This window comes from Acidithiobacillus sp. (genome assembly GCF_023229925.1).
In the GTDB taxonomy this organism is placed as follows: domain Bacteria; phylum Pseudomonadota; class Gammaproteobacteria; order Acidithiobacillales; family Acidithiobacillaceae; genus Acidithiobacillus.
The window spans coordinates 13,459-38,300 of record NZ_JALNYM010000002.1; the positions used below are offsets into that span (position 1 = coordinate 13,459).

Below are 24,842 nucleotides of genomic sequence, written 5' to 3' on the forward strand. Positions count from 1 at the left end.
CTCTGCACTGCTAGGCGAACGTGAGAACTCAGAAGTACGTGGTCACCGCCGCATCCAACGCGTCGCGCATGTCGGGGTCATCGGTAATCGGACGTACCAAGGTCACCCGGCACGCGGCCTTCGCCTCAACACCCTTGTTGATCAAGGAGCCTGCGTAGACCAACATACGGGTGGAGATGCCTTCATCCAGGCCGTGTCCTTTCAGATTGCGGGCACGTTCGGCAATGGAAACCAGCTTTCCGGCAACCTCCTTGCTGACACCAGTCTCGTGAGAGACAATTTCCGTTTCAATTTCGTGATCTGGATAGTTGAAATCCAGGGCCCCAAAACGCTGCTTAGTCGACTGCTTCAGATCCTTCATGAGGCTCTGATAGCCCGGATTGTAAGAAATCACCAATTGGAAATCGGGATGTGCCTGCACCAGCTCGCCCTTCTTTTCCAGGGGAAGCACACGGCGGTTATCGGTCAGCGGATGGATGACCACAGTGGTGTCCTGACGAGCCTCCACCACCTCATCCAAATAGCAGATAGCGCCCAAACGGGCCGCCATGGTCAGCGGCCCATCCTGCCAGCGGGTGCCTTGCGGGTCGAGCAGGAAACGTCCGACCAGGTCAGAAGCCGTCATATCCTCATTGCAAGCCACCGTAATCAACGGCTTGCCCAACTTATGGGCCATATACTCCACGAATCGGGTCTTGCCACAACCCGTGGGACCCTTGAGCATCATCGGCATGCGCACGCTGTAAGCGGCTTCGTAAAGCGCTACTTCATCACCAGTAGCGCGGTAATAGGGTTCTTTTTTGATGCGATATTCGGCCAGCTGGTCGTTCATGAGATGATTCTCCTCGGGCAGGGAAACACGGCACTTGACGGGAACATTCACGCTATCAGCAATCTGGAGGGATAGCAGGGGATGTTCTCGACAAGCGCCGCACCGGCTCAGCGCAAAAAGTCTGAGCGGTACGGCACGGGGCTTATACGGTCTTGCCCCGATAGACTACCAGGGAGGTACCCTGGGACTGCTTGAAGTTGTCATAGCCGACGATACGGACGTGGTTATGGGGATTCGCCTTATGGCACGCTTCCGCTTCTTTCAGGATAGTGTCCACGTCGGTTTCGCCGAACATGGGCAACTTCCACATATACCAATAGTTGCCGAAGGCGTTTTCCGGTTCGGTATGTTCTACCGCCGGGTTCCAGCCCTTGGAAACAATGTACGCAACCTGTTGACGGATCTGCTCCGCGGTCAGGGCGGGCAGGTAAGACAGTGTCTCGAACTTCCGGCTCGCCGGATCGGAGAGACGGGATTTATAATCTTGCACTTCACTCATAAAAAGCTCCTAGGCATCAAGACGTGCCCACCGGCGCGGGGATCCAAGCACCCCCGCCAGGGTACACGATAAACCTGCTTATTTGTGGGCAACGTCCAGCTTGTCGACCGTATCGAACTCGAACTTGATCTCTTTCCACGTTTCCATGGCAATCTTGAGTTCGGGAGAATGCTTGGCGGCCTCGGTGAGCACAGCCTTGCCTTCCTTCTCAATAGCCACACCACGGTTGCGGGCTTCCACACAGGCTTCCAGCGCGACACGGTTGGCAGCGGCGCCGGCCGCATTGCCCCAGGGGTGACCCAGGGTGCCGCCACCGAACTGCAACACCGAATCATCACCAAAGATGGTGACCAGCGCCGGCATGTGCCAAACGTGGATACCACCAGAAGCGACCGGCATCACGCCCGGCATGGAGCCCCAGTCCTGGTCGAAGAAAATACCGCGGCTGCGATCTTCCTTGATGAAACCATCCCGCATGATGTCGATCCAGCCCAGGGTCGCCTCACGGTCGCCTTCGAGCTTGCCTACCACCGTACCGGAGTGCAGATGATCGCCGCCAGACAGGCGGAGAATCTTGGTCAGCACACGGAAGTGGATGCCGTGATGGGGGTTACGGTCGAGCACCGCATGCATGGCGCGGTGAATATGCAGGAGCATGCCATTGTCGCGACACCAGTTGGCCAGACCCGTGTTGGCGCAGAAGCCGCCGGTAATGTAATCGTGCATGATGATGGGTGCGCCGATTTCCTTGGCGTACTCCGCACGCTTGTACATTTCCTCCGGAGTCGGGGCGGTAACATTCAGGTAGTGCCCCTTACGCTCGCCGGTCTCAGCCTCGGCCTTCTGGATGGCTTCCATGACGAAGTCGAAACGCTGCCTCCAGCGCATGAAAGGCTGGCTGTTGACGTTCTCGTCGTCCTTAGTGAAGTCAAGTCCACCACGCAAGCCTTCATAGCAGGCGCGACCATAGTTCTTGGCCGACAAACCCAGCTTGGGCTTGATGGTGCAGCCCAGCAATGGACGACCATACTTGTTCATGATGTCGCGTTCGACCTGAATCCCGTGGGGTGGCCCACCGCAGGTTTTGACGTAAGCGATGGGGAAACGGACGTCTTCCAAGCGTAGCGCACGCACCGCCTTGAAGCCGAAGACGTTACCAACCAGCGAGGTGAAGACGTTGACCACAGAACCTTCTTCGAAAAGGTCGATGGGGTAGGCGATAAACGCATAGAAACAGGTATCATCGCCAGGAACGTCTTCGATCCTGTACGCACGACCCTTGTAGTAGTCGAGATCGGTGAGGAGATCGGTCCACACCGTGGTCCAGGTACCGGTAGAAGATTCGGCGGCAACCGCAGCAGCGGCTTCCTCACGATCTACGCCCGCCTGGGGAGTAATTTTGAAGACCGCAAGGATATCGGTATCCTTGACGTTGTAATCTGGTTCCCAATAGGTGTTCCGGTAATCCTTCACACCCGCGTTATAGGTCTTGACGGCCATAATGCCACCTCCATGCAGTTGCCCGACGCCGGTGCCTCCGGCGCAATCGCTACGTCTGCAGCGATGGAGTGACTATAGTGTTCACAAGCCATAAACACTAATCACTATTAATTATTTTTCTCATAAGCACAAACTGATGCAATGATCGCCGGGGAGTTTTTTTGGCGCTGGGATAGGGCGTATCTACCAGGGCAGCACTCTTGGCGTTACCTTGTTCGCGTGCCATCATCCACCAAGTTAGGAGCACATGACCGCTGCAAATCTTCGCCAAAAAGCTGCGGCATGATTTCTGCCCACACATGGACAGAAATCCCGGTATCCTCGTGTCCAAGTCGGACTTTATTTAACTCATTGTTTGCTGTCTAATACTCTCCACGCCATGGCAACAAGGTTAATAAATATGCGCATCTGTATTCTGGGTGGGGACGGTTATCTAGGATGGCCTACGGCTATGCACTTTTCGGCGCGTGGGCATAAAGTATTAGCTGTTGATAATATGATCAAGCGCCATTGGGAAGCCGTGGTTGATGTAGCTCCCCTGGAGCCCACCCCGCTTCTTCAAGGCCGTGCCGTTCATTGGCATGGGAAAACCGGCAAAGTGATTGAAGTGGTCGTGGGCGATATTGCTACCGACCCGGAATTACTGCAACGCATTTGCCGGGATTATCAGCCGGACGTTATTATTCATTATGCGGAGCAGCCTTCGGCACCTTACTCCATGATGAATCAGAATGCTGCCATACATACTCAGCAGAATAATATCATCGGCACCCTCAATGTGATGTTTGCCATGCATGATCATTGTCCTCAGGCGCACCTTATCAAGCTGGGCACGATGGGTGAATATGGCACCCCGAACATCGACATAGAAGAGGGCTGGATCGAGATCGGGCACAAAGGCCGAAAAGACCGGATGCTTTATCCTAAAAAAGCGCATTCTCTCTACCATTTGTCCAAGGTCGCTGACTCCAATAATTTGGAGTTTGCCTGTCGCGTATGGAATCTCGCGGTAACCGATTTAAATCAAGGTGTTGTCTATGGTATAGATACACCAGAAATGGACAACGATCCAGACCTGCGCACCAGCTTTTACTACGATGACATTTTTGGTACCGTTTTGAATCGTTTCGTCGTGCAAGCTGCTATCGGTCATCCGCTCACTATTTATGGCAATGGTGGTCAAACACGTGGATACCTCAACATTCAGGATACTCTCCAGTGCGTAGAATTAGCCGCCTTACATCCAGCAAAAGCAGGAGAGTTCAGGGTTTTTAATCAGTTTACCGAACAATTCTCCATTATGGATATTGCCGGAAAGATCCAAAAGGTTTCTGGCACACGTGATCTCGATGTAGCCATCAACCATCTACCCAATCCCAGGGAAGAGATGGAACAACACTACTACCATGCGATTCACACAGGACTTCCAGAACTGGGTCTCAAACCCCATATGTTAACCGACGATGTGATCGCGCACATGCTAGATCGTGCCATATCTGCCAAGGATAATGTTCGCCGCGTGGGGCTCTTACCGCGCGTCACTTGGAAGCACGGCATGGATGACAAGCAGATAATACAAGCCTCTCGTGAATAGGCGAAGCTTTATGTCTGCCATGATGACTCTTACGGGGGTAATAGGTCTACCACTGTCCAGCATGGCATCAAAGGATGGTTTTTTCGCCATTCCCAAGAGTCTTTGGGTATGGAAAACCCCCCTGGTTGATATCAAGAAAGTTGCCACCTTTTCAAAAAACTATGGGTTTAATACAGTTTTCTATTCAGTTCCACCAGCGGATAGGGGTAGTTTACCCGCATTGCAATCAGCATTACGCTTTCTGAAAGAATGCGGAATATCAGCTTATGTGGTTGGGGGCACTCCCGCTTGGGCGCAACATCAGAATCTACCAAGTTCCTTTCAATCCCTCCTAAACCTGGCTGGTCAGGGGGCTAATGGGATCTGTTTGGATGTCGAACCGCAAGACTCATACGCATGGAAGATGTCTCTGGATCATCAGGCGATTGGAATGGATTACTTAAACTTCCTACAGAATGCAGTCGCACGTACCAAATCTAATGGATTAGCTACTTGTGTATCCACTGTGCCTGCATTCAACAACCTTTCCATTTCTCATACTGGGGACAACATCCTTGGTGCGGTGACATCTATCGTCCAGGCGCAGGTGCTCATGGCATACCGATCTAATCCCAGTGCGGCATTACGTGTCGCCAACCGATCCCTTGAAACGATAGCTGCCATGAAAGGCAAATTCTGGTTCGGGGTCACTACTAAAGTTGGCGTATCTAGTGCAATTAGTTATGCGGGAAATACGGCCGATAACTTCCAGCATGCGATGACAACCTTGGATAGTATGCTCAGGAACAAATCTGGCTATCTTGGTATCGCCATCAATGACTACCAATCATTGCGAACACTGATGGGGAGATAAGCCGTGCTATTCCGCAAGTCATCTCCTAACGCACAAAACATACCGGTCAGGAAGTCACACTTTCCGAGACATGTAGCGCGCTATATTTTATTCGCAATCATTGCTGTGTTGCTGTTTTATTTTTTCTTGCCACCATTTTCTAATATCCGCGTGATGGGAATCGTCAATGGCAATCTCACTCCAGTTAGCCCTATATTTCTATCTCGCATCGATCAGGAGATGGTGTCCTGCGATACTATGGTGCATCGTGGCCAATCACTGGCTTTGGTAAGCAATGAACTTTTGGCGGACCAATACCAGCAAAACCAGTATAATGCCGAAAAGGCAATCGCCCTTGCTCGTAATGGGGCAAGCAACGGTGTCGCCGAAGCCCAGGCTGCAGCCACAGCAGCACAATATACTGCTCACGCTGCAATAGCGAACTGCTCACGATTGGCTTCGATATATACATCCACCATAAAGTTGGCCGAAGTTGAAGCCGTTAGTCCAGTTGCTGTGTCGGCAGCTCGGGACCAGCTGTTGCAAGCGCAATCTGAGGCGAGAGCTGCAGCAGCCACGGCAAAACAGATGACGTTGCAGGTAACCCAATTGCAAGTAGCAGAAAAAGCCGAAATGCTCTCTGCCGAACAGCAATTAAAATTACAACTTGCTCAAAAGACCAGTGTTTATCGCCGCCCGTTAGTTGCGCCCGTAGATGGGGAATTGCTGGACTGCCATGCTCATCCAGGTGAGATTGTGGCTGCAGGCGAGGCTCTCTTCAAAATATTTCAGCCGGAAAAAGCCTATGTGACGGCCTTCGTCCCACCTAATATGGTGAGCCACCTACATGAGCACGCGAGCGCATATATCGATATTCCTGGTGTCGGCGAAATGCCCGCTACAATCACATCAATCCAACCAGAAATAACCCAACTTCCTAAGCTTCTCACGCGATATTTTTGGGAACAACCACAGTGGACTCAATATCGTTTAGTGCGAATCACATTCGATAATCCCTCTCCAGACCAACGCGGCAATCTGCTATTTGGGGAAAGAGTGCATGTCAGGATTCCACTGGAGTCTTGGGGCAAAAGAGTCATGGAGGATTTCTGATATGCCTGAGGATAGCGAGCGACACCTAAATATTCTGCGCCGTATGCAGCTATGCGGTGGGGAATGGTTGCCAATATGGACTCCCTGCTTCTCCAAAGGCTACGTATATGATGCCAGTATCGAGTCCATGGAAATCAATGACATCCTGATACGAGATTTACAATATCTCGTGCAAAACGATTATCTTGAGAAAACCTTCTTTGAAATACTCACCCGTTGCCCAGCCTGCAACAGCCATCATGTGAACGTGCGTGAAGTCTGTGTTTCCTGCAAATCCGCTCACATAGAGGCGATTCCTCTCATTCATCACTTCCGATGTGGCTATGTAGGCCCCATTTATCTATTTGAGCGCGACGACAAGGGCGCACGGCGCTGTCCAAAATGCGAGGGCAAGCTGGAGCATTTGGGTACAGATCACGATCTTCCTGGAGAGAATCACCATTGCGTGAACTGTAATGCGTCATTTCAGTCGCCAGACGTTGAAGCATTTTGCTTGAGTTGTCAGAAACGATCACGGGGACTTGAGCTTATTCGAGAAGAAGTTGACAAATATCAGATCAGCAGCCTGGGATTTTCCGCGTTACATCGAGGTCGCTTTTTTGAAGCGGATAATGAGCGATTTTATGAAGCCGATAGTCAGATTATCCGTCATCATTTATTTATGCAGCTTTTGGAAGACGAAAGAAATCGCCAGCACCGTTATGGGATCCCTTTCAGCTTACTGTTGGTGCAACCCATGGATATGGCCGATCCCCTGACATCCATAAAAATAGTAGCGGACCGCATCGCCAGTAATTTGCGTAACACAGACCGGCTGGGGCGATTGGATAAGGAGAACCTTTTGATCGTGCTTTCTTCCTGTGATTCGGCAGGTGCCGCTATCGCGAAAACCAGATTGGTTGACAGTAGCATGCGTACGCTCAGCATCGAGACATCGCCCAAAAAAACCATTCAAGAACAAATCGAAACAGCACGCGCTTTATTGAAAAACAATGATCGGATATCTTAGCTATCTTCTGTCTTATCTGGAACCGGGGACTCTGTCACAAGTACCCAGCGCCACGGGAACACTCATTCGGTCAAAAGACCCTTATTTTTGGTTTATTACCATTGTCATGGCTCGCTTCACACTGCCAGACATTACCGCTTGGGTAATATTTATGATCCGCCCTTCAATGCTCTTTGATACTGGAAGCGTATTACAAAACAGACCGTTAGTATCTGTCATGATCGCTGGGCGTAATGTTGCCGAGGGTATTATTCCTACCATACGATCTGTACTTGGTTGTGGATATCCCAATTTAGAGATCATCTTTGTAGATGATGGATCCACCGATGGATCCGCCATGCGGGCCAGATCGCTTGAAAAGACGGGAAGACTGCGTGTCTTTGCATCAACGCAGCACAACGGCAAACCCCCCAGCCTTAACATCGGCTTAAGCATGGCACGGGGAGACTTTTTATTTATCCTCGATGCGGATTGCGAAGTGCAATATGGCTGTATTGATGCGCTCCTTAAGCCTTTTGAAGATCCTCTTGTTGGAGCCGTGGCCACCAATCTGCGGGTCCGCAATGCCCGTGAGAACATTTTGACCCGTTTCCAAGAGTGTGAGTATGCAATGAATGTAAGCATTTCCCGACTCTGGCGCGCGCGTCTTGGACTCCTCTCCATTCTTCCCGGTGCTGGGAGTATGTTTAGAGCCAAAGCGATGTTCGCTCTTGGTGGACTCGACGCAGGCCTTGGCGACGACACTGATCTTACCATGCGCTTGCGGAAGGCGCGATGGAAACTGCGATTCGCGCATGACGCCGTGGTATGGACAGATGTGCCCAACCAGTTCGGTTGGCTGTTACGCCAACGGAGCCGATGGGCACGCAATATGGTTAAGATCCGCTTACACAAACAGCTAGACATTGGTATACCTAGTCGCTTTGGTTTCAGCAACATGCTCATGACTTTGGATATCCTTATTACTCGCACTGTTATACCTATTCTAGGCTTTTCCATGGTTACATATTACACTTTATCCATGCCACTTTCTCGACCGCTATTATTGACTGGATTATATTGGATTGTGATTTTCCTGTTGGGTATTCGCTTGCTCATAGCGAATGACATTTTCCGCACACCAAATTTGCGTACATTCTGGTTGTGGCCCATTTATCCATTTTATCGGCTCCCTATCAGGGTTATTGAATTGGTTTCCATCATTAGAGAACTGCTAGGCATTTATCGGTGGCATCCTTATGTACCTAAAAGAATCTGGGATCAGACAACACATTGGTGAACGGCTTATGAATTTTAATCAAGTCATAGTGCTAATCATAGCCAGTAGCTATATGTTGCCAATGGTTGCTGATGCAAACCCATCGCTCAGTCTCCAGACAATCGAACGGATGGTGCGGAGGTCGCTACCCGTCCAAGCGGCTCTGGCCAATATCAAGGCCGCTCAGGAAAATGTCAAAGAAACTAAGGATCAAGGCGGGCTTACTCTTCATACCGGTATCAATATTGGCCAACATTATCCCTTAGTAATCAGTAATATCACGCCAAAATATTTTGGGATAGACCCACAGGTTAGCCTGAGCTATCCATTGCTTGGCGCAAACGTTGTGCAACAGGAGAAGACATATGAATCAATATCTGCGCTTTCGACAAGCCGTGCTACGTTACTGCAAACGCGATTGCAGGTAATTGATCTTGCGGACACCGCCTTTTTACTTTATTGGCAGTCGAAGGAAAGAAAACTGCTAGCTGAGAATCTTGTAGGACAAATTAAAAAATGGTCACTGGCCGCAAAAGAGGAGCGGATATCCGGCTCATGGTCACTTGCCGATGGCTTGTATTTTGATAGGGTGCAGTCCCAAGCAGTTGATGCAGTGAATCAGGCACAAATACAGGAGGAGACGGCCCTATCCGCTTTGAATTCCATTCTGGGACAAAAACTCGGACCATTTGAACCGAAATCACCCAATATTCTGCAATTTAATCAATGTCATATATCAAAGGTAAATGATGCGGCCATGGCCAGCGATCCCATGATCAAGACATTGCTGGGGCAACTAAACGCTATTCGCGCAGAACAGCATCTGGGTCCTTGGAGGTATATCGATGCAACGGCAAATGTCGGTGCCCAGTCATCTTATGATCCTGCAGGGAATCGAGCAGGATACACTATTGCAGCAGGTATTCAGGTCAATGTGCCTCTTGACGTAATTGATGCTGACAACGCTCACATATCAAAACTGGCCGCCCAGGCTGAATCTTTACAATTACAGATACTTCAAGCGCGAGCCAACGTTCACCAAAATCTTGTCGCAGCGATGGGTGATCTTCGAGTCGCAAGAGATGATCTCGTTGTAGCTCAAAAACAAGTTGCAGTGAATCAAGCAGATTGGAACAGCCTACATGCCATGATGCAGGATGGTCCCAACGATGTGTTCCGGAAGTCTATTGTTGCCCGTATGGACTGGTTTCAGGCAGAAACTATGCGCATAAATGCTATCGCCGCGGTTGCTGCTGCGGCTGCCAAGTTACGGAGACTCGATCCATCTGCGTGTGGACTATTTGCAACTTCTCCCGGATGATATGCGGAAGTTATGGTCAAGATACCACACCAATGAAATATCATGAAGGAAATCATAGACTGCAATCACTATTAATTATTTTTCTCATAAGCACGAACTGATGTAATAATCGCCGGGGAGGTTTTTTTTGGCGCTGGGATAGGGCGTATCTACCAGGGCAGCACTCTTGGCGTTACCTTGTTCGCGTGCCATCATCCACCGATGAATCCCAATCCCCTATATTCTTCGCGCTCATGACCAGCCACCACCCTCTGCGCAGCGTGCTCAAGGTGGGCAGCAATACCATGGTGTCACGCCTGTTGGGCTTTGCCCGCGACGTGATTCTGGCGCGGCTCTTTGGCGCGGGAGAAATGGCCGATGCGTTTTTTGTGGCTTTCCGTGTCCCGAATTTGTTCCGGCGCCTGTTCGGTGAGGGGGCGTTTTCTCAGTCATTCGTCCCAGTGCTGGGGGAATATCGGGCGACACGCTCTATCGAGGAGACTCAGGCTTTTGTCGCCGACGTGGCGGGCTGGCTGGCCCTTACCCTGGCGGTCGTCACCCTCGTTGGGATACTGAGTGCCAGTGCCGTTGTCTATGCCATCGCGCCCGGTTTCGCGGCCAATCCGGGCAAGTTTCACCTTACCGTAGAGCTGCTGCGTATCACCTTCCCCTACCTTTTCTTTATTTCACTGGTAGCGCTAGCCGGCGGTGTACTCAACACCTACGGGCATTTTACGGTACCGGCTTTTACGCCGGTATTCCTGAATCTCAGCATCATCGCCGCAGCGGTCTTCTGGGCGCCGCACCTGCAACAACCCGCCGTAGCAGTGGCCTGGGGTGTACTCATCGGCGGCGTGGTGCAGTTACTTTTTCAACTGCCCGCACTCAAACGGGTCGGGCACCTGCACTGGCCGCGCCTGCGCCGCCGCGACCCCGGCGTGAACAAATTACTGCGGCTGATGGGACCTGCGGCTTTTGGCGCGTCGGTAGCACAGGTCAACCTGTTTCTGAACACCATTCTCGCCTCTTTAGTGGGGGGTAATGTGGTGTCATATCTGTATTATTCCGATCGTCTGGTGGAGTTTCCTTTGGGCGTCTTTGGAGTAGCACTGGGGACGGTGGTGCTGCCGCTGCTCTCGCGGCAGGCGGCGGAACGTTCGCCGCAATTCCCGCAAACGCTGGACTGGGCCTTGCGCCTGACCTGGCTCATTGGCCTGCCTGCTACCGTCGGTCTGCTCATTCTCGCGCAGCCCTTGCTGATCAGTCTGTTTCGTTATGGGGCCTACACGGCGGAAGATGCCCGGCAAAGCACCTTGAGCCTGATAGGTTATGGCCTCGGTATCCTGCCGATCGTTGCCGCGCGGGTGCTCGCGCCCGCCTTCTACGCCCATCAGAACACACGCACACCGGTGCGTTTCGGCATGATCAGTGTCGCCGTCAACATGGGTATCAGCCTTATCCTGGCCTGGCCGTTGCAGCAATTGGGCCTGGCGCTGGCGACCAGTACGGCAGCACTGGTCAACGCCTTTATGCTCTGGCGTCGTTTGCGCCACGACGGACTTTACCAAGCCCAGCCGGGTTGGTGGGTCTTCCTGCTGAAAACCCTAGGTTTAGCCTTATGCATGGGGATCGTCTTGCTGTGGTTGCGGGGAGATGCTGCCCTTTGGCTGTCGCTGCCCCTCTGGGAACGGCTGTTGCGGGTGCTCGGCCTGGTGGTTCTCGCTGCCGTCTTATACCTTATGGGTGGATGGTGGCTCGGCATACGGGAGTTGCGCGATTTATACCGACGGAAGTCTTCCCATGCCTGAGTCCGACGGACCACACGGACATGGTGATGCGGTCTTCGCCATTCAACGACCCGGCCAGGTAAGGGTATTCACCCTGCACGAGGCAGAAGCCATTTTCCCCCTGCTGCGTTTTATTACCGCCCAGGCGCACGACGAGTTGGCTCCAGTATTGGAGTCCATGCGCACCGACCTGGAGAACCGCGCGGCATTGACCCGGCACGAGGGCCATTACGAAGAGATTGTTCAGCGCTGGATCAACAAGATGGAAAGGCTGGGCGTGGTCGTTTCCGGACTGTGGCTGGTGGATTTTGATACCGGCGACGGTTATTTGTGCTGGAGATACCCTGAAGTCGCCTTGGGCTTCTATCATGGCCACGACCAGGGATTTGGCCAGCGCCGCCCCCTGTCGGACCTATTGCAGGCGCATCAACCCGAACCACCCCCAATCTAGGGTAATCCACATTTTTACGCTAAGATGATGGCATTTTTTGGCAAACCCGGACGCACTGAGGCGCATGCACCCCTTCCTCTCCCTCCATCACCGTATCACCCGCACCGCTGAGGCAACCCAGGCGGTCAGCATCGGCAATTTCGATGGGGTGCATCGCGGCCATCAGGCACTACTGGGAACCATGCGGGAAAGTGGGCTACCGACGGCGGTCCTCACCTTCGAGCCCCTCCCCCGAGAGTTTTTCCGGGGTACGGACGCGCCACCACGCCTCAGCAGCCTGCGCGAGAAGGTAGTAGCACTCCGCCAAAACGGGGTACAGAACATCACTTGCTTGCCCTTTGATCAGGCACTGGCCAACCTGTCTGCTGAAGATTTCATTACTCAGATACTGGTCAAACAATTGCGTTGCGGTCTGCTGAGCGTTGGCCACGACTTCCGTTTTGGGGCAGGGCGACATGGCGATCTGGACATGCTCATCCGTTTCGGACAGCGGTATGGCTTTTCGGTGAAAGAGCAGCCCCCCTTTCTGCTCGACGGCCAGCGGGTGAGCAGCACCGGCATCCGCACTTTTTTACAGGCCGGAGACTTAACTCAGGCGGCGGCTTGGCTGGGACGTCCCTATGCCCTCTGTGGACGGGTCGTGCATGGCGATCATCTGGGCCGTGAACTGGGCTTTCCTACCGCCAATATCCCTTTGAATCGCCGCCCGGTGCCGGTCAAAGGGATCTTTGCTGGACAACTGTTGAGCCCAAAAGGAAACTGGATCGCCGCCATCAGTATCGGTCTGCGCCCCACCGTCGGCGGCAAACAGATGGTACTGGAGGCCCACTGTCTGGATGCGGACAGCCCCGATCTCTATGGACAGCAGGTTTCTGTAGAATTGCACCACAAACTGCGGGACGAAGAGAAATATGAGGATCTCGATACCCTCAAGGCCGCCATCGACAATGACGTCGTGAACACTCGCAATTTTTTCGCCGAACATCCCCAGGACTTTGAATAATCATGGACTACAAGCAAACCCTTAACCTTCCTAAAACCGATTTTCCCATGCAGGGAAAACTGCCGGAGCGTGAACCCGCGATCCTGGCCCGCTGGCAGGAGCATGACCTCTACGGAGCACTGCAAAAGGCGCGTGCCGAAAGCCCCGCGTTCGTCCTGCATGATGGCCCGCCCTATGCCAACGGCAAGATTCATATCGGCCATGCGGTCAACAAGGTGCTGAAGGACATCATCAACAAAAGCAAGCTGAGCGAAGGCTTCCGGGTGCCTTATGTGCCGGGCTGGGACTGCCACGGGCTGCCTATTGAGATCCAGGTGGAAAAAGAGCTGGGACGCCCCGACGAAAAAGTCAGCGCACAGGCTTTCCGCAATGCCTGCCGTGCTTATGCCGAAGGTCAGATTGCCGGGCAACGCCAGGATTTCGAGCGCCTCGGTATTATCGGGGACTGGGAAACCCCCTACCTGACCATGCACTTCCAGGCCGAAGCCAATATCTTGCGGGAACTCGGTCGCCTGACGGTGAGCGGCCAGGTGGTACGCGGTGCCAAGCCGGTACACTGGTGTGTGGACTGCGGCAGCGCCCTGGCAGAGGCGGAAGTGGAATATCAGGATCGCAGCGATCCGTCTATCGACGTCGCCTTCGTCGTCGCCGACGCCACCGACTTGCGCCAACGCCTTGGTCTCGCTGAACCGGTAGAAGCCAACGTGGTGATCTGGACGACCACGCCGTGGACTCTGCCCGCCAATCAAGCGGTAGCCATGCACCCGGAATATACCTACGTATTACTGCGCTCCGGCAACCGGCATCTGATCCTCGCTGCGGCACTCGCAGAAAGCGCCCTCGCCCGATATGGCCATCCGGAAGCAGAAATGCTGGCTGAGTTCGCTGGTGTGGAGCTGGAAGGCCTCCAGCTCAAGCACCCTTTCCTGGACCGCCAAGTACCAGTCATTCTCGGCCAGCATGTCACCCTGGAGGCGGGCACCGGCTGCGTACATACCGCCCCCGCCCATGGTGTGGATGACTATGAAGCGGCCCGGCACTATCACCTGCCGGTGGACAGCCCCCTGCTCGGCAACGGCCGCTTCAAAGATGACCTGCCCCTGAGTCTGGGGGGTATCACCGTGCAGGAAGCCAATGAACGGGTACCTGAACTCCTGCGCGAGCGCGGTGCTCTGCTCCATTTTGAGAAAATCCGTCACAGCTACCCCCATTGCTGGCGCCACAAGACCCCCCTGCTCTTCCGCGCCACACCCCAGTGGTTCATCAGCATGAGCGCCAACGGTCTGCGCGAGAAGGCCATCGACGCCATCGACGCCACCCGGTGGATTCCCGACTGGGGCGAAGACCGCATCGCCGGTATGGTCAACCAGCGTCCGGACTGGTGTATCTCCCGGCAACGCGCCTGGGGCGTACCCGTCGCGATCTTCTCCTGTGCCCAGTGCGGCGAGCCCCTGCGCGATGCTGACACCTTCGAGCGTATTGCCCAGGCGGTGGATGCGGGCGGGGTCGATGCCTGGTTCAACCAACCGGACAGCGATTTTCTGCCTGCGGATGCCCGCTGCGACGACTGCGGCCACGATCACTTTCACAAGGTCACTGACATTCTTGATGTCTGGTTCGACTCCGGCTGCACCCACGCCTTTGTACTGGAGCAGAGGCCGGAGTTGCACAGCCCGGCCGATCTTTATCTGGAAGGCTCCGATCAGCATCGCGGCTGGTTCCAGTCTTCTCTGCTGGAGTCCGTCGCCAGCCGTGGGCGGGCACCCTACAAAGCGGTACTTACCCACGGCTTCACCGTCGATGGCGAAGGCCGGAAGATGAGCAAGTCCGTGGGCAACGTCATTGCCCCGCAGGCGATCATCGACCGCTACGGCGCGGACATCCTGCGGCTCTGGGTGGCATCGGAGGACTACCGCAGCGAGATCCCCATCTCCGACACCATCCTCAAGCAACTGGGCGACAGCTACCGGCGCATCCGCAATACGGCCCGCTATATGCTGGGCAACACCCACGACTTTAATCCGGCCACGGATGCCCTGCCCACGGCAGAGCTGTTGGAAATGGACCGCTGGATGCTGGCCCGTACTGTACTTTTGCAGGAGGAAATTCGCGCTGCCTATAGCGAATATCAATTCCTTCGCGTCCAGCAGCGTCTGCATCACTTCTGCTCAGTGGATCTGGGCGGGCTCTATCTGGACGTGCTCAAAGATCGCCTCTACACCACCCCCGCCGCCTCGCGGGCGCGGCGCTCGGCGCAGACGGTACTCCGGCAGATGCTCGAAGCCATGGTGGTGTGGATGGCCCCCATCCTGAGCTTCACCGCTGAAGACATCTGGAACGAGATGGGCAATCGCCCGTCCCCCAGCGTGTTTTTTGCGCAATATCCGAAAATTACACTACCCGATGATAGTGAAGTACTGAATGTACGTTGGGGGCGGCTCAGTCAGTTGCGGGACGCTGTCAATGCCACGCTGGAACCCCTGCGTCAGGAAAAAAAGATTGGCTCCGGCCTGGATGCCGAAATCACCCTTTACGCCAACAGCGAATGGCACGAGTTTCTGGTGCCATTCGCTAAGGAACTGCGCTTTTTCCTGCTAAGCTCCGCGTGCGCCCTGCACCCCTATGGAGAACGCCCGGAAGGATGCAGCGATATCCTCTCCGGCATCGCCATACAGGCCCGGCCCAGTGATGCCCAAAAATGCGCGCGCTGCTGGCATCGTCGCCCGGACATGGGGCATCACCCCGAGCATCCGGATATTTGCGACCGCTGTGTCGAAAACCTCATTTTACCCGGCGAAACACGGGAGTTCTGCTGATGCTGCGTTATTTATGGTTATCGCTCGGAGTCATTCTGCTGGATCAGGGCGTCAAACTCTGGCTAAGCCACATCTGGCGGGTAGGACAGGGTGTTGTCATCATCCCGGGCCTGCTCAATTTCCGCCTGATCCACAACACCGGCGCCGCCTTCAGCTTCCTGGCGGGGGCTGGCGGCTGGCAACGCTGGCTGCTCATCGGCATCGCGCTGCTGGTGGTGGTGGTGATCGTCGCCATCCTGCGACGGCTCAAGCCCGGCGCCACCTGGACCGCCATATCCCTTGCGCTGATTCTCGGCGGTGCGGTCGGCAACCTGATTGACCGTATCCGTCTCGGCTATGTGGTCGATTTTATTGGCACCCATTGGGGCAGTCTCTACTGGCCCTACTTCAACATCGCTGACAGCGCCATCTCCATCGGCGCCGTGATGCTTGTCCTCGACGCTTTCCGGCGTCATTAATGTAAAACGGCGGTAGGACCTGGGGGCTTTTTGCGACGCAAGCCAAAGTAGCAAAAGCCGCCCTGCCAATTGACGAATTCCCGCTGCGGCCCCGCTACAACGGGGCCTTGTCGTTCAAACGTGACAAACCTTCCCCGGCCGGCCCGTCGGGAAGCACCTGCCCCTTAATTTTAATGGCTTATTTTTTTGGCACGACTATTGCTTTTACTCTCATATTCATCAGAGCAAAGCAATGGAGACGGACATGGACAGCACCGCGAATCTTCTGGCCGCCTTACGCCGGGTACGCAGCTTCCCCAGCTATGCATCTTTTATGGCGGGTCACGAGCGGCAGCGCATCAAACGGGAGTTGCAACGGCGCTTACTGCGTCTGCGTCGGCAACGTCAAAGCCATGACCTCACCCACCATGTCGCAAAACAGCAACAGACGGCCACTGGTTTGTTGCATGCCATTTTTCACTGATTGCCATTGAAACGATTAAACCGCCGCCCTTTGCACGTCTTTACCCAATTCCTGCAAGGCCTGCCAACGCGTTGCCCATTCCTGCACGGGATGCGGTGACGCGGCAGCGATGGCTTGGCGAAAAGCGATAAAATCCTTTTCCACTTGCTGCAACACGCTGAGCAAGCGTCGGATACGACCGGGATCACCTTTGCGTCTAGCTGACTCAATGGCCTCCTCAGCCGCAGTAAGCGCACGCGGAAAATCCATAGACTGACGCAATGCAGCCTCGCGCCGTTTACGCTCCCCGCCGCCTTCGCGATCGGGCATACGCGGCACCCGCTGCTGCCATTCTTTGAGCAGGTCTAATGCCTGTTTCTCCAAATCAGCGCGCAATTTTTCCGTCGATCCCGCTAGCATTCGTGCACTTTTAGCACGCCGGTCATCGTGACGCAGACGTGCCTGATGACTGAGACTGAAGGCCAGGTCTTGTTCATTCACCAAACCGTCAGCGATGAGAAGCTTCCCTAGACGCTCTCCTCCGACAGTCTGACGCGCAATAGCACGGTCGAGCTGCTCAGGGGAGATAAACCCCCGCTGCAGCAGCACCTGACCAATGCGTAGCGTTTCTTCTTGAGATGTCAATGTGACTGTTCTACCGAAGGAATGACCACTCCCTCCAACTCTGCGGCCATGGACGGCAAACGCTCCGGCCAGCCTGCCGTGGCGCACCGATACCCGGGGAGGCGCACCACGGTACAACGCTGCTGCGCAGTCATACCCAGTCCTCCGGCTCGTTGCCCGGCCGCCACTTGATACTGCAACCAATGCTGGGCAGCACTTTGGCCGAAGGCTCGGCACCCGCTAACATCGCGGCTATGGCTGCAGACAGGTCTTCGCCGGTCACCGGCAGATCATTTTTGGGACGACTCGCATCGAATTGACCGTGATAAAACAGTTTGCCTGCCGCATCAAAAAGGAAAAGATCCGGCGTGCACACCGCATTAAAAGCCTTGGCCACTCTTTGTTCGGCATCAAATAAATAAGGGAAATGATAACCGGCGCGCAGGGCCTCGGCGGGCATTTTTTCCGGCGCGTCATCCGGATAGGTCAGGGCATCGTTGCTGTTGATGCCCACCACCTGCACACCCTGCTGCTGCCATTGCTTCGCCAACGCGCCTAAACGTTTGCTGATGTGGACCACATAGGGACAGTGATTACAGATAAAAAGTACCAGCATGGGCTTGCCCTGCGCCTGCGTGCTGCACCACTGTCCCGCCTGGCCGCCGATGGGCAGACAGAATTCGGGCGCTGTGCCGCCAAGCGGCAAATCTTTTGCGGTCATAGCCATAAATGATCTCCTTTCAAATCATCACGATGGATGGAAATAAAACGGGGCGTCCTCTCCGTCTGTTATAATCAGGCCGGTGCCGGCTGCTGTCCCCCAGGGACGGGATGGACGATGGTCTCCAGACGCCAACGCCCGCCGCCTTGCAGACGCAGGCAGTGCTGATGGTGCTGCAACAGGCTGGAACGGTGGCCCACACTGATGATGGCGGTTTCCGGCAACTCCTCGACGAGCGTATGGTAGAGCGCATCCTCTGCCGGCTCATCCAGTGCCGAGCTGGCTTCGTCCAAAAACACCCATTGCGGCTTCTGTAACAGAATGCGGGCAAAGGCCAGACGCTGCTGCTCACCCAACGACAATACATGGGACCACAAACGGGTGTCCTCCAGCTTGTCGGCTAGCGCCTCCATGCCAACCAGATGGAGTACCTGCTGCAGCCGGGCGTCGCTGACCCCTGGCACCCCGAAGGGGTAGACCAGCACATCACGCACAGTGCCCAGAGGCAGATACGGCTTCTGCGGCAGGAAGAGCGGACGGTCGCTCCGCGGTATCTCCACCACGCCTTCACCAAAGGGCCAAATGCCGGCCAAAGCCCGTACCAGCGTGCTTTTGCCTCCGCCCGATGGGCCCATGATCAGCAAGCGCTCCCCGCGGCGCACCTCCAGATCCAGGTGGTGAATCAATTCCCGGCCATCGGGCAGGCGCACATTGAGGGCCTGCACAGTGAGTTGCGGACCATCCTTGCGCTCGATCTGGTAATGGGTCTCCCGGATGACCCGTACCTCGTCCATCGACTGTTCAAAAAAACGTAGACGATCGACGACGGCGTGCCAGTTGGCGAGGCTGCCATAACTGCTGACAATGAAAGACAGCGCGCCCTGCACCTGGGCAAAAGCCGAGGCAAGCTGCTGCAAACCACCGATGCCGATGGTCTTGTTGACAAAATAGGCGGGCATACTCACCAGGATCGGGAAAATGATGGCCACCTGGCCATAGCCCGACACCCACCAGTTGAGGCGCATGGAACGCCAGATAATCCGCCAATAGTTGGCGTAGACGTTAGCGAATCGCTGCAGAAAGTGGTGGCGCTCCTCAGTCTCTCCGCCATACAGCGCAATACTTTCACTGTTTTCACGCAGGCGCATCATGCTGAAACGGAAATCCGCCTGATAACGCTCCTGATTAAAGTTCAGACTGATAAGTGGCCGCCCGATAAGGGCCGTCAGGATGGTGCCGAATACGGAATAAATGAGTGCCGCCCAGACCAGATAGCCGGGGATTGTATAGAGACTGCCCTGCCAGGGAATGGTGATCATGGCCGACAAATCCCAGAGCATGAACACAAAGGCAGCGAGGGTTGTGACAGAACTGAGCAGGCCAATCACAATATTGAGTGTCTGCCCGGTGAAACTGGCCAAATCCTCGCTGATGCGCTGATCCGGGTTGTCGGTGCCATCGCCCAGCACCTGCATGTGATAAAAGGTACTTTTGGCCAGCCAGGCATCCAGATAATGCTTCGTCAGCCAACGTCGCCAGCGAATCTCCAGCATCTGGGTAAAAAAGGTCTGGGAAACCGCCGCGACGATATACAGGGTGGCCAATCCCAGAAAAACCAGCATCTGGTGCCAGGCGGCATCCACTGCAAAGTGCTGCAGGGCATTCCAGAACACCGCATACCACTCGGTAATGCGATAGGAAATAAAGACCATGAACAGATTGAGGAGGAGGATGAGGGCAAAGACCCCACGCGCCATCCAGCGCTCCTCGGAGTGCCACCAGTAGGGTTTCGTCATCCACCACAGGTCACGGAAGAATGCCCCGTTAAACTGCTTCATGCACGATCTCCAAAGAAGTCCCACTCAAGCATCCAACACTCCTCATCTGCCGAATCCAAGTCGGCGCAAACATTGCTGTCTTCGGGTAATGGTCATAATCCATAAAGCCCAGGAGAATAGCATGGCTCAAACCAAAAACCATTCCCGCCCCTATTCATGGGGCCTGGCTTCTAGGCGAAGCCGGCGTTCAGCGACACAGGTCTCATCATCCAGCAACAGAGGGATTAGGCCGGCATTGCCTGGGACGCGCCACCAAACGCCTGGCGACGATGCTGCAGCGCCGGCAGATTACTACGGCAGCGCCGCAAAAATTCCGTGTCAACCGGAGCCAGCGCGACGCCTTCGCCCTGGTCCATGCGGGCCAGCACCTGACCCCAGGGATCGATTATCATACTACCGCCAAAGGTCTGGCGGCCGTTCTGGTGCAAACCACCCTGATCCGCAGCGAGCACATAGGCCTGGTTCTCGATGGCACGGGCCCGCAGCAAACACTCCCAGTGCGCGGCGCCCGTCTGTTGGGTAAAGGCGCTGGGGACGACCAGTAATTCAGCCCCCGCGTAACAGCGGTACAACTCCGGGAAACGCAGGTCATAGCAGATAGAGAGGCCAAGCTGGCCCCAGGGCGTGGTCACGGCCACCGGGGCGCTGCCGGGGGCAATAGTGCGGGACTCGCGGTAACTTTCGCCGCCCGCCAGATCGACATCAAAGAGGTGTATCTTGTCATAACGCGCCAGGCATCGGCCGGCGGGGTCAAAAACCAGGCAGGCGGCATAGCTGCGCCCGTCAGGTGCGGTCAGGGGGATACTGCCCCCTATCAACCACAGGCCCAGGCGCTGTGCCTGCATTGCCATCCAGGACTGGATCGGGCCGTCGCCATCCACCTCCATAATGGCCAGCTTGGCTTTTTCATCACGCCCCATGAGGGCAAAATTTTCGGGTAAGAGTGCCAGTTGCGCCCCCTCCGCAGACGCCTGCGCCAGCAGAGACCCGGCACGGGCGAGATTATCCGCCAGCACGTCCGACGACACCATCTGTACTACGGCAACCTGAGCATTCATCGCGTTAGCTCCCTTTGGTCGTGGCCGGTGCATGCACCGGACGCACCGCCGGATGCGCCCAGGGCCCGTCCACCTGATAACGCCATTCTAGCACCTTGCCCGATTTCCCAAAGATGGCCGGGCCGAGTATGGGGAAATGCCCGAGAAGCAAGTCAAAACTCTGCAATGGATAAACCTGCAGACCCATACGCACGGTTTGATGCGCCAAGTCGACGGCGCCGACTCCCTTCATTTCGAGCGCACTGGATTCAAGGAGCAGATTGCGGGTATGGGCAACACCATCCTGCACTTGAAAATCGGCAAAAAGCTTGGAAAAGAACAAGCCACCACCGTAGAGCGGGCGATAATCAAAGGTGAGAACATCTTCAAACAACGTCGTAGGATTCAGAAAGATGAGCCAGGAAATATCCGTACCCAGTTTTCTGAGACGACCATTCCACAACTTGGTTTGTATGGTTCCGCTGAGATGCGCGGCAGAGAAATCCCAGGGCGCACCTGGCCAGGACAGTTTTCCTGCATAATCGGCGCGCCCGTAGTCCAGGGTATCCATACCGATGTCCCGCAGAACCGGGGCGATATTGTTGCTGCGGATATTTCCCTGAAAGGTCGACTGACCCGCTCCGGCGCCCTGCCACGACCCCTTAAAATCCCACTGACTGCCTGCCCAGTCGCCTTTGAGCATAGAAAAGTTCCAGCCGGCCGCCGATCGCGCCGCATCCAACAGCACATCATGCGCCTCGTGGCCATGCCAATCGAGTTGCGCGATCCGGGTATGCAGTGTCAGCGGGCTGCCTGCGGCCCCTTGCCGTATTTGCGAAAGGACGGGGGCGGAAGATACTGCGGATACCGGTGCAGCAACACTTAATTTTTGGATGTCCAGACGGAGTTGGGCGGAAGCCGTGGGTTGCGGCGCACGCGCATATTGTAAGACACCGGCTAACCGGGAGCTAGCAAATTGCAGATGCAGCTTTTTTGCCGCCACCTGGCCGCGGATCTGCACATCCGGCCAATCCTGTTGCAAAAAACGCAGGTGCCGCCAATGCAGATCAAAGCGGATTCCCGGCCACGTCTTACGGTCTTCTTCACCTGTCAGCATGTTCAGCCACGGCCCTACGGAGAGGCTATCGCCACGGCCCTGAAGGAAAAACCCAGTATTGGGCAACGGCGGAGGGATTTCTCCACCCAAACGCGCGGCGCCAGCCTCCCATCGCCAGACGGATGCCTCCCGTTGCCAAGCCAGAACGGCAGACCCCAGGGGTAACTTGAAATTGACCTGCAAACGGCGAGCCACATTCCCATAACCTTGCACGGCCAGGCTTCCACCCTTGCCTGATGCCCAATTCAAGGGCGCCGGTAAAGCACTACGGCTTTGGCGCAGGTCGGCATCGCCCTTAAAATGCAGCTCGTTGTTTAACAGCGTACCGCTACCCTGGTACGGGACGGCGCCACCGAAAGCCGTGCGCCAGCGTTCCGGCATTGGCAGATCGGCCGCCTGGGCCTCACCCTGTAGCGAAAGACGCAGGTGCGGCGAGGTCTCCAGTTGACTGGCCTGCAGGCTTGCCTGCATGGGGCCTCCGGCAAAAACGCCCTTCAGCTCACCAACGCGAATCTTATCCCGCTGAAAATAAACCGGCCCCTGCATACTCGTGGCCTGCCAACCGCGCCATCCGATCCCCGCGTGACGGAGATCAATCCGGCCATCTACCTGGCTTTTCTCGGCCCCGAAGGGAACGCTGAGGGCTAACTGTAATTGTCCTTGCCCCGTCAGACGCAGGGGCATATTCGCCACGGCCTTACCCTCCAATACGGGTGTTTCCCGCAAAAAAGGCAGCAATTTATCCAGCGGGATCGGTGCCTTCAACGTTACCTGCAGCGGCGAGGTATGCGGTGCGAAGAGATGGTTGAGCGCAATGCTGGCGGACGCCACTGGCACCCCGAAAATGTCACCCCGATGACTTTGGACAGAAAGGCGATCTCCCGCCCAGAGGAGTTGTGCGTTCACTTGCGTCGCTATGGGCCAGCGCGGGGCATAATGCAGGGTCACATGGCGAAAATTCGCTCGCAGCGAAAAATGCTCGCCCGGCGCCAGGCGGGGCAGATGATTCCATGGTCCCTGCCACTGCAGATCAGCATGCTGCAAGGATCCTGCCTGAAAAGCCTGAAGTAACCACTGGCGCAGGGCAGGGCTAATATTACTCTGCGGTACGAAATCCGCCATCGCCGTCACCGGCATGTCGTCAATCTGCGCCTTCAGACGCAGTTGCTGGCCCTGCACCGCCAGGCTGGCGTGCAGGTGACCTGGCCCCTGAAACACGATCGGATTGGCTTGAATCGACCAGTCGGTACCTGTCTTTCGGGCGACAATTCGTGCCGATAGTTCTTGCAGGTGCAGCGGCGCTGCAAAGCGTTGCGGCCAGTCCAGGGTGAACTGCTGGCTCACCAGATGAAATTGCACGCTTTCCGGGTGAAGGACGACGTCGCCGCTAAGACCCTGCACGCCGAACCAGTCTCCATGCGGCGAAACACCGATGCCATGAAGTCCCGCCTGAAGCTCCCAGATGGCGGACTGGTGGCCCACGCTGCGCGCGCGAAAGTGCAGATCGCGCAAGCTGCCCTGCCACTGTTGCCGGGGTATCCAACGGAGCTGCACGGGGAGCGCCATCTCCGGCACGTTCTGCAGGAGTACGGCGGGAAGCAGCGGCGCTTCCACCTGCCATTGCAGGCGATGGCGCCAGTTGAGCCCCAAGCGCGCGGCCAAAGGTTGTGCAGCAAGCCCCGTCAAATCAGCAAGCTGCAATGTCCCGGTGGAATCCGTTCCATTCCAGTCCAGATGGCCATGGATTTGCGCCCATTGTTTACCGTCCATCCCGGCGTCATGCATGGCAAACTGCCCGGTAGCGGTGCGCGGCAAGCCAGAACGCCATTGCAGGTGCCCGCTGCCGCTCACGCTACCACTCCACACTGGCAAGTGCGAATCCGCTAGATGGAACCAAGGCAGCGGCAACGACTGCAATACCCAATTACCGCTGCCCGAGGAGCGCCCCGGACCGGTAAAGACGCCGCGCGCCGCTCCTGAGTAACGCAACAGACCCTGAGGTGACCAGCGCACCTGCACCTGCACCTGCGGACGCAAGCCACCGCTGCTCTGCCCCTGTACATGCAGCGAAATGGGGGCGGCCTGTGGCTGGGATCGCCATTGTATGGTCAGGTGCTGTACATCCACACGCGCCCAGTCCAAATCCAGTGGCAATAGCGATCCGCCATGTCCCAGCGCCTGCCCGGCCACCTGCCAGTTACCGTCGCCCGCCTGAACAACAGACACCTCGCCGGCGGCGACGCGGAAATCCTGCGCGACCAGATCCCCCCAGAGCAGCGGCAGGGCAAAAAGGCGCAAATGCACCCCGTGCAGCACCAGATCAGGCTGCGCGGACGAACCCACCCGCAACGCGGCCAATTCCAGCAACGGCCCCCAGTTCCAGCTTAGGTGCATCCCTTGCACCTGCACCGGGGCATTCAAAGCCCGCGACAAGGATTGAGAAACATAGGGACGCAACAAATCCAGACGGGGAATCAGCAAGAGATAGAAAGCTGCCGCCAGCAACACCAGCACTGTCGGCACGATGGCCAGCAGCCAACCACCAACCCGGCGGACACCGGCAAGGATCAGGCGCAAACGCGGCAAGGCACGCCTCTCCTGAAAACCCGTA

At 55.8% G+C, this 24,842-nt stretch carries 21 protein-coding genes; 12 read left to right on the forward strand and 9 right to left on the reverse strand.

Annotation, left to right across the window (positions count from 1 at the left end; translation table 11 throughout):
• Window positions 1–28: 28 nt before the first annotated feature.
• From M0P56_RS06650 to M0P56_RS06660, 3 genes are all read right to left on the reverse strand, one after another.
• Complete coding sequence (locus tag M0P56_RS06650; protein WP_291509271.1) at window positions 29–832, reverse strand: CbbQ/NirQ/NorQ/GpvN family protein; 804 nt, start codon at window positions 830–832, stop codon at window positions 29–31.
• Between the two features lie 142 nt (window positions 833–974).
• Window positions 975–1,331 carry a ribulose bisphosphate carboxylase small subunit gene (locus tag M0P56_RS06655; protein WP_009566929.1) on the reverse strand — a complete coding sequence of 119 codons (357 nt, stop codon included), beginning with the start codon at window positions 1,329–1,331 and terminating at the stop codon, window positions 975–977.
• Window positions 1,332–1,409: 78 nt separating this feature from the next.
• On the reverse strand, window positions 1,410–2,831 hold the full coding sequence (locus tag M0P56_RS06660; RefSeq protein WP_291509272.1) for a form I ribulose bisphosphate carboxylase large subunit: 1,422 nt from the start codon (window positions 2,829–2,831) through the stop codon (window positions 1,410–1,412).
• Between the two features lie 400 nt (window positions 2,832–3,231).
• Between M0P56_RS06660 and M0P56_RS06665 the strand changes: the two genes are divergently transcribed.
• From M0P56_RS06665 to M0P56_RS06720, 12 genes are all read left to right on the forward strand, one after another.
• On the forward strand, window positions 3,232–4,425 hold the full coding sequence (locus tag M0P56_RS06665; RefSeq protein ID WP_291509273.1) for an NAD-dependent epimerase/dehydratase family protein: 1,194 nt from the start codon (window positions 3,232–3,234) through the stop codon (window positions 4,423–4,425).
• Window positions 4,426–4,435: 10 nt separating this feature from the next.
• Entirely contained in the window at window positions 4,436–5,278 is an 843-nt protein-coding gene (locus tag M0P56_RS06670; protein ID WP_291509274.1) for a hypothetical protein, read from the forward strand.
• A gap of 3 nt (window positions 5,279–5,281) precedes the next feature.
• The gene (locus M0P56_RS06675) at window positions 5,282–6,370 is read left to right on the forward strand and encodes an HlyD family secretion protein (protein WP_291509275.1); all 1,089 of its coding nucleotides are present in this window, start codon (window positions 5,282–5,284) and stop codon (window positions 6,368–6,370) included.
• Window position 6,371: 1 nt separating this feature from the next.
• A complete protein-coding gene (locus M0P56_RS06680; protein WP_291509276.1) occupies window positions 6,372–7,379 on the forward strand; it encodes a diguanylate cyclase in 1,008 nt (335 codons plus the stop codon).
• Window positions 7,363–8,658 (forward strand): glycosyltransferase family 2 protein, encoded by a 1,296-nt coding sequence (locus M0P56_RS06685; RefSeq protein ID WP_291509277.1) that lies wholly within the window; start codon window positions 7,363–7,365, stop codon window positions 8,656–8,658. Before M0P56_RS06680 ends, M0P56_RS06685 begins: the two co-directional genes overlap by 17 nt.
• Window positions 8,659–8,665: 7 nt before the next feature.
• Entirely contained in the window at window positions 8,666–9,958 is a 1,293-nt protein-coding gene (locus tag M0P56_RS06690) for a TolC family protein (RefSeq protein WP_291509278.1), read from the forward strand.
• Between the two features lie 185 nt (window positions 9,959–10,143).
• Complete coding sequence (murJ, locus tag M0P56_RS06695; RefSeq protein ID WP_291509279.1) at window positions 10,144–11,745, forward strand: murein biosynthesis integral membrane protein MurJ; 1,602 nt, start codon at window positions 10,144–10,146, stop codon at window positions 11,743–11,745.
• On the forward strand, window positions 11,738–12,175 hold the full coding sequence (locus tag M0P56_RS06700; protein WP_291509280.1) for a DUF2203 family protein: 438 nt from the start codon (window positions 11,738–11,740) through the stop codon (window positions 12,173–12,175). The genes murJ and M0P56_RS06700 overlap by 8 nt, the downstream gene beginning before the upstream one ends.
• 64 nt (window positions 12,176–12,239) lie before the next feature.
• The gene (locus M0P56_RS06705; RefSeq protein ID WP_291509281.1) at window positions 12,240–13,178 is read left to right on the forward strand and encodes a bifunctional riboflavin kinase/FAD synthetase; all 939 of its coding nucleotides are present in this window, start codon (window positions 12,240–12,242) and stop codon (window positions 13,176–13,178) included.
• 2 nt (window positions 13,179–13,180) lie between these two features.
• On the forward strand, window positions 13,181–15,994 hold the full coding sequence (gene ileS / locus M0P56_RS06710; protein WP_291509282.1) for an isoleucine--tRNA ligase: 2,814 nt from the start codon (window positions 13,181–13,183) through the stop codon (window positions 15,992–15,994).
• Window positions 15,994–16,452, forward strand: coding sequence for a signal peptidase II (gene lspA / locus M0P56_RS06715; RefSeq protein ID WP_291509283.1), 459 nt, complete (start codon window positions 15,994–15,996; stop codon window positions 16,450–16,452). The genes ileS and lspA overlap by 1 nt, the downstream gene beginning before the upstream one ends.
• Before the next feature lie 244 nt (window positions 16,453–16,696).
• Window positions 16,697–16,915 carry a hypothetical protein gene (locus M0P56_RS06720; RefSeq protein ID WP_291509284.1) on the forward strand — a complete coding sequence of 73 codons (219 nt, stop codon included), beginning with the start codon at window positions 16,697–16,699 and terminating at the stop codon, window positions 16,913–16,915.
• 15 nt (window positions 16,916–16,930) lie between these two features.
• Here the strand turns inward: M0P56_RS06720 and M0P56_RS06725 are convergent, their stop codons facing one another.
• The 6 genes from M0P56_RS06725 to M0P56_RS06750 form a co-directional block, all read right to left on the reverse strand.
• Window positions 16,931–17,539, reverse strand: coding sequence for a hypothetical protein (locus M0P56_RS06725; protein WP_291509285.1), 609 nt, complete (start codon window positions 17,537–17,539; stop codon window positions 16,931–16,933).
• Window positions 17,536–17,673 (reverse strand): hypothetical protein, encoded by a 138-nt coding sequence (locus tag M0P56_RS06730; RefSeq protein ID WP_291509286.1) that lies wholly within the window; start codon window positions 17,671–17,673, stop codon window positions 17,536–17,538. The genes M0P56_RS06725 and M0P56_RS06730 overlap by 4 nt, the downstream gene beginning before the upstream one ends.
• Window positions 17,670–18,245: a thioredoxin family protein gene (locus M0P56_RS06735; protein ID WP_291509287.1), complete on the reverse strand. Its 576-nt coding sequence runs from the start codon at window positions 18,243–18,245 to the stop codon at window positions 17,670–17,672. The genes M0P56_RS06730 and M0P56_RS06735 overlap by 4 nt, the downstream gene beginning before the upstream one ends.
• A 68-nt stretch (window positions 18,246–18,313) precedes the next feature.
• On the reverse strand, window positions 18,314–20,077 hold the full coding sequence (locus M0P56_RS06740; protein ID WP_291509288.1) for an ABC transporter ATP-binding protein/permease: 1,764 nt from the start codon (window positions 20,075–20,077) through the stop codon (window positions 18,314–18,316).
• A gap of 224 nt (window positions 20,078–20,301) precedes the next feature.
• A complete protein-coding gene (locus M0P56_RS06745; protein WP_291509289.1) occupies window positions 20,302–21,135 on the reverse strand; it encodes a carbon-nitrogen hydrolase family protein in 834 nt (277 codons plus the stop codon).
• A 4-nt stretch (window positions 21,136–21,139) separates the two neighbouring features.
• Window positions 21,140–24,817 carry a YhdP family protein gene (locus tag M0P56_RS06750; protein ID WP_291509290.1) on the reverse strand — a complete coding sequence of 1,226 codons (3,678 nt, stop codon included), beginning with the start codon at window positions 24,815–24,817 and terminating at the stop codon, window positions 21,140–21,142.
• Window positions 24,818–24,842 lie beyond the last annotated feature (25 nt).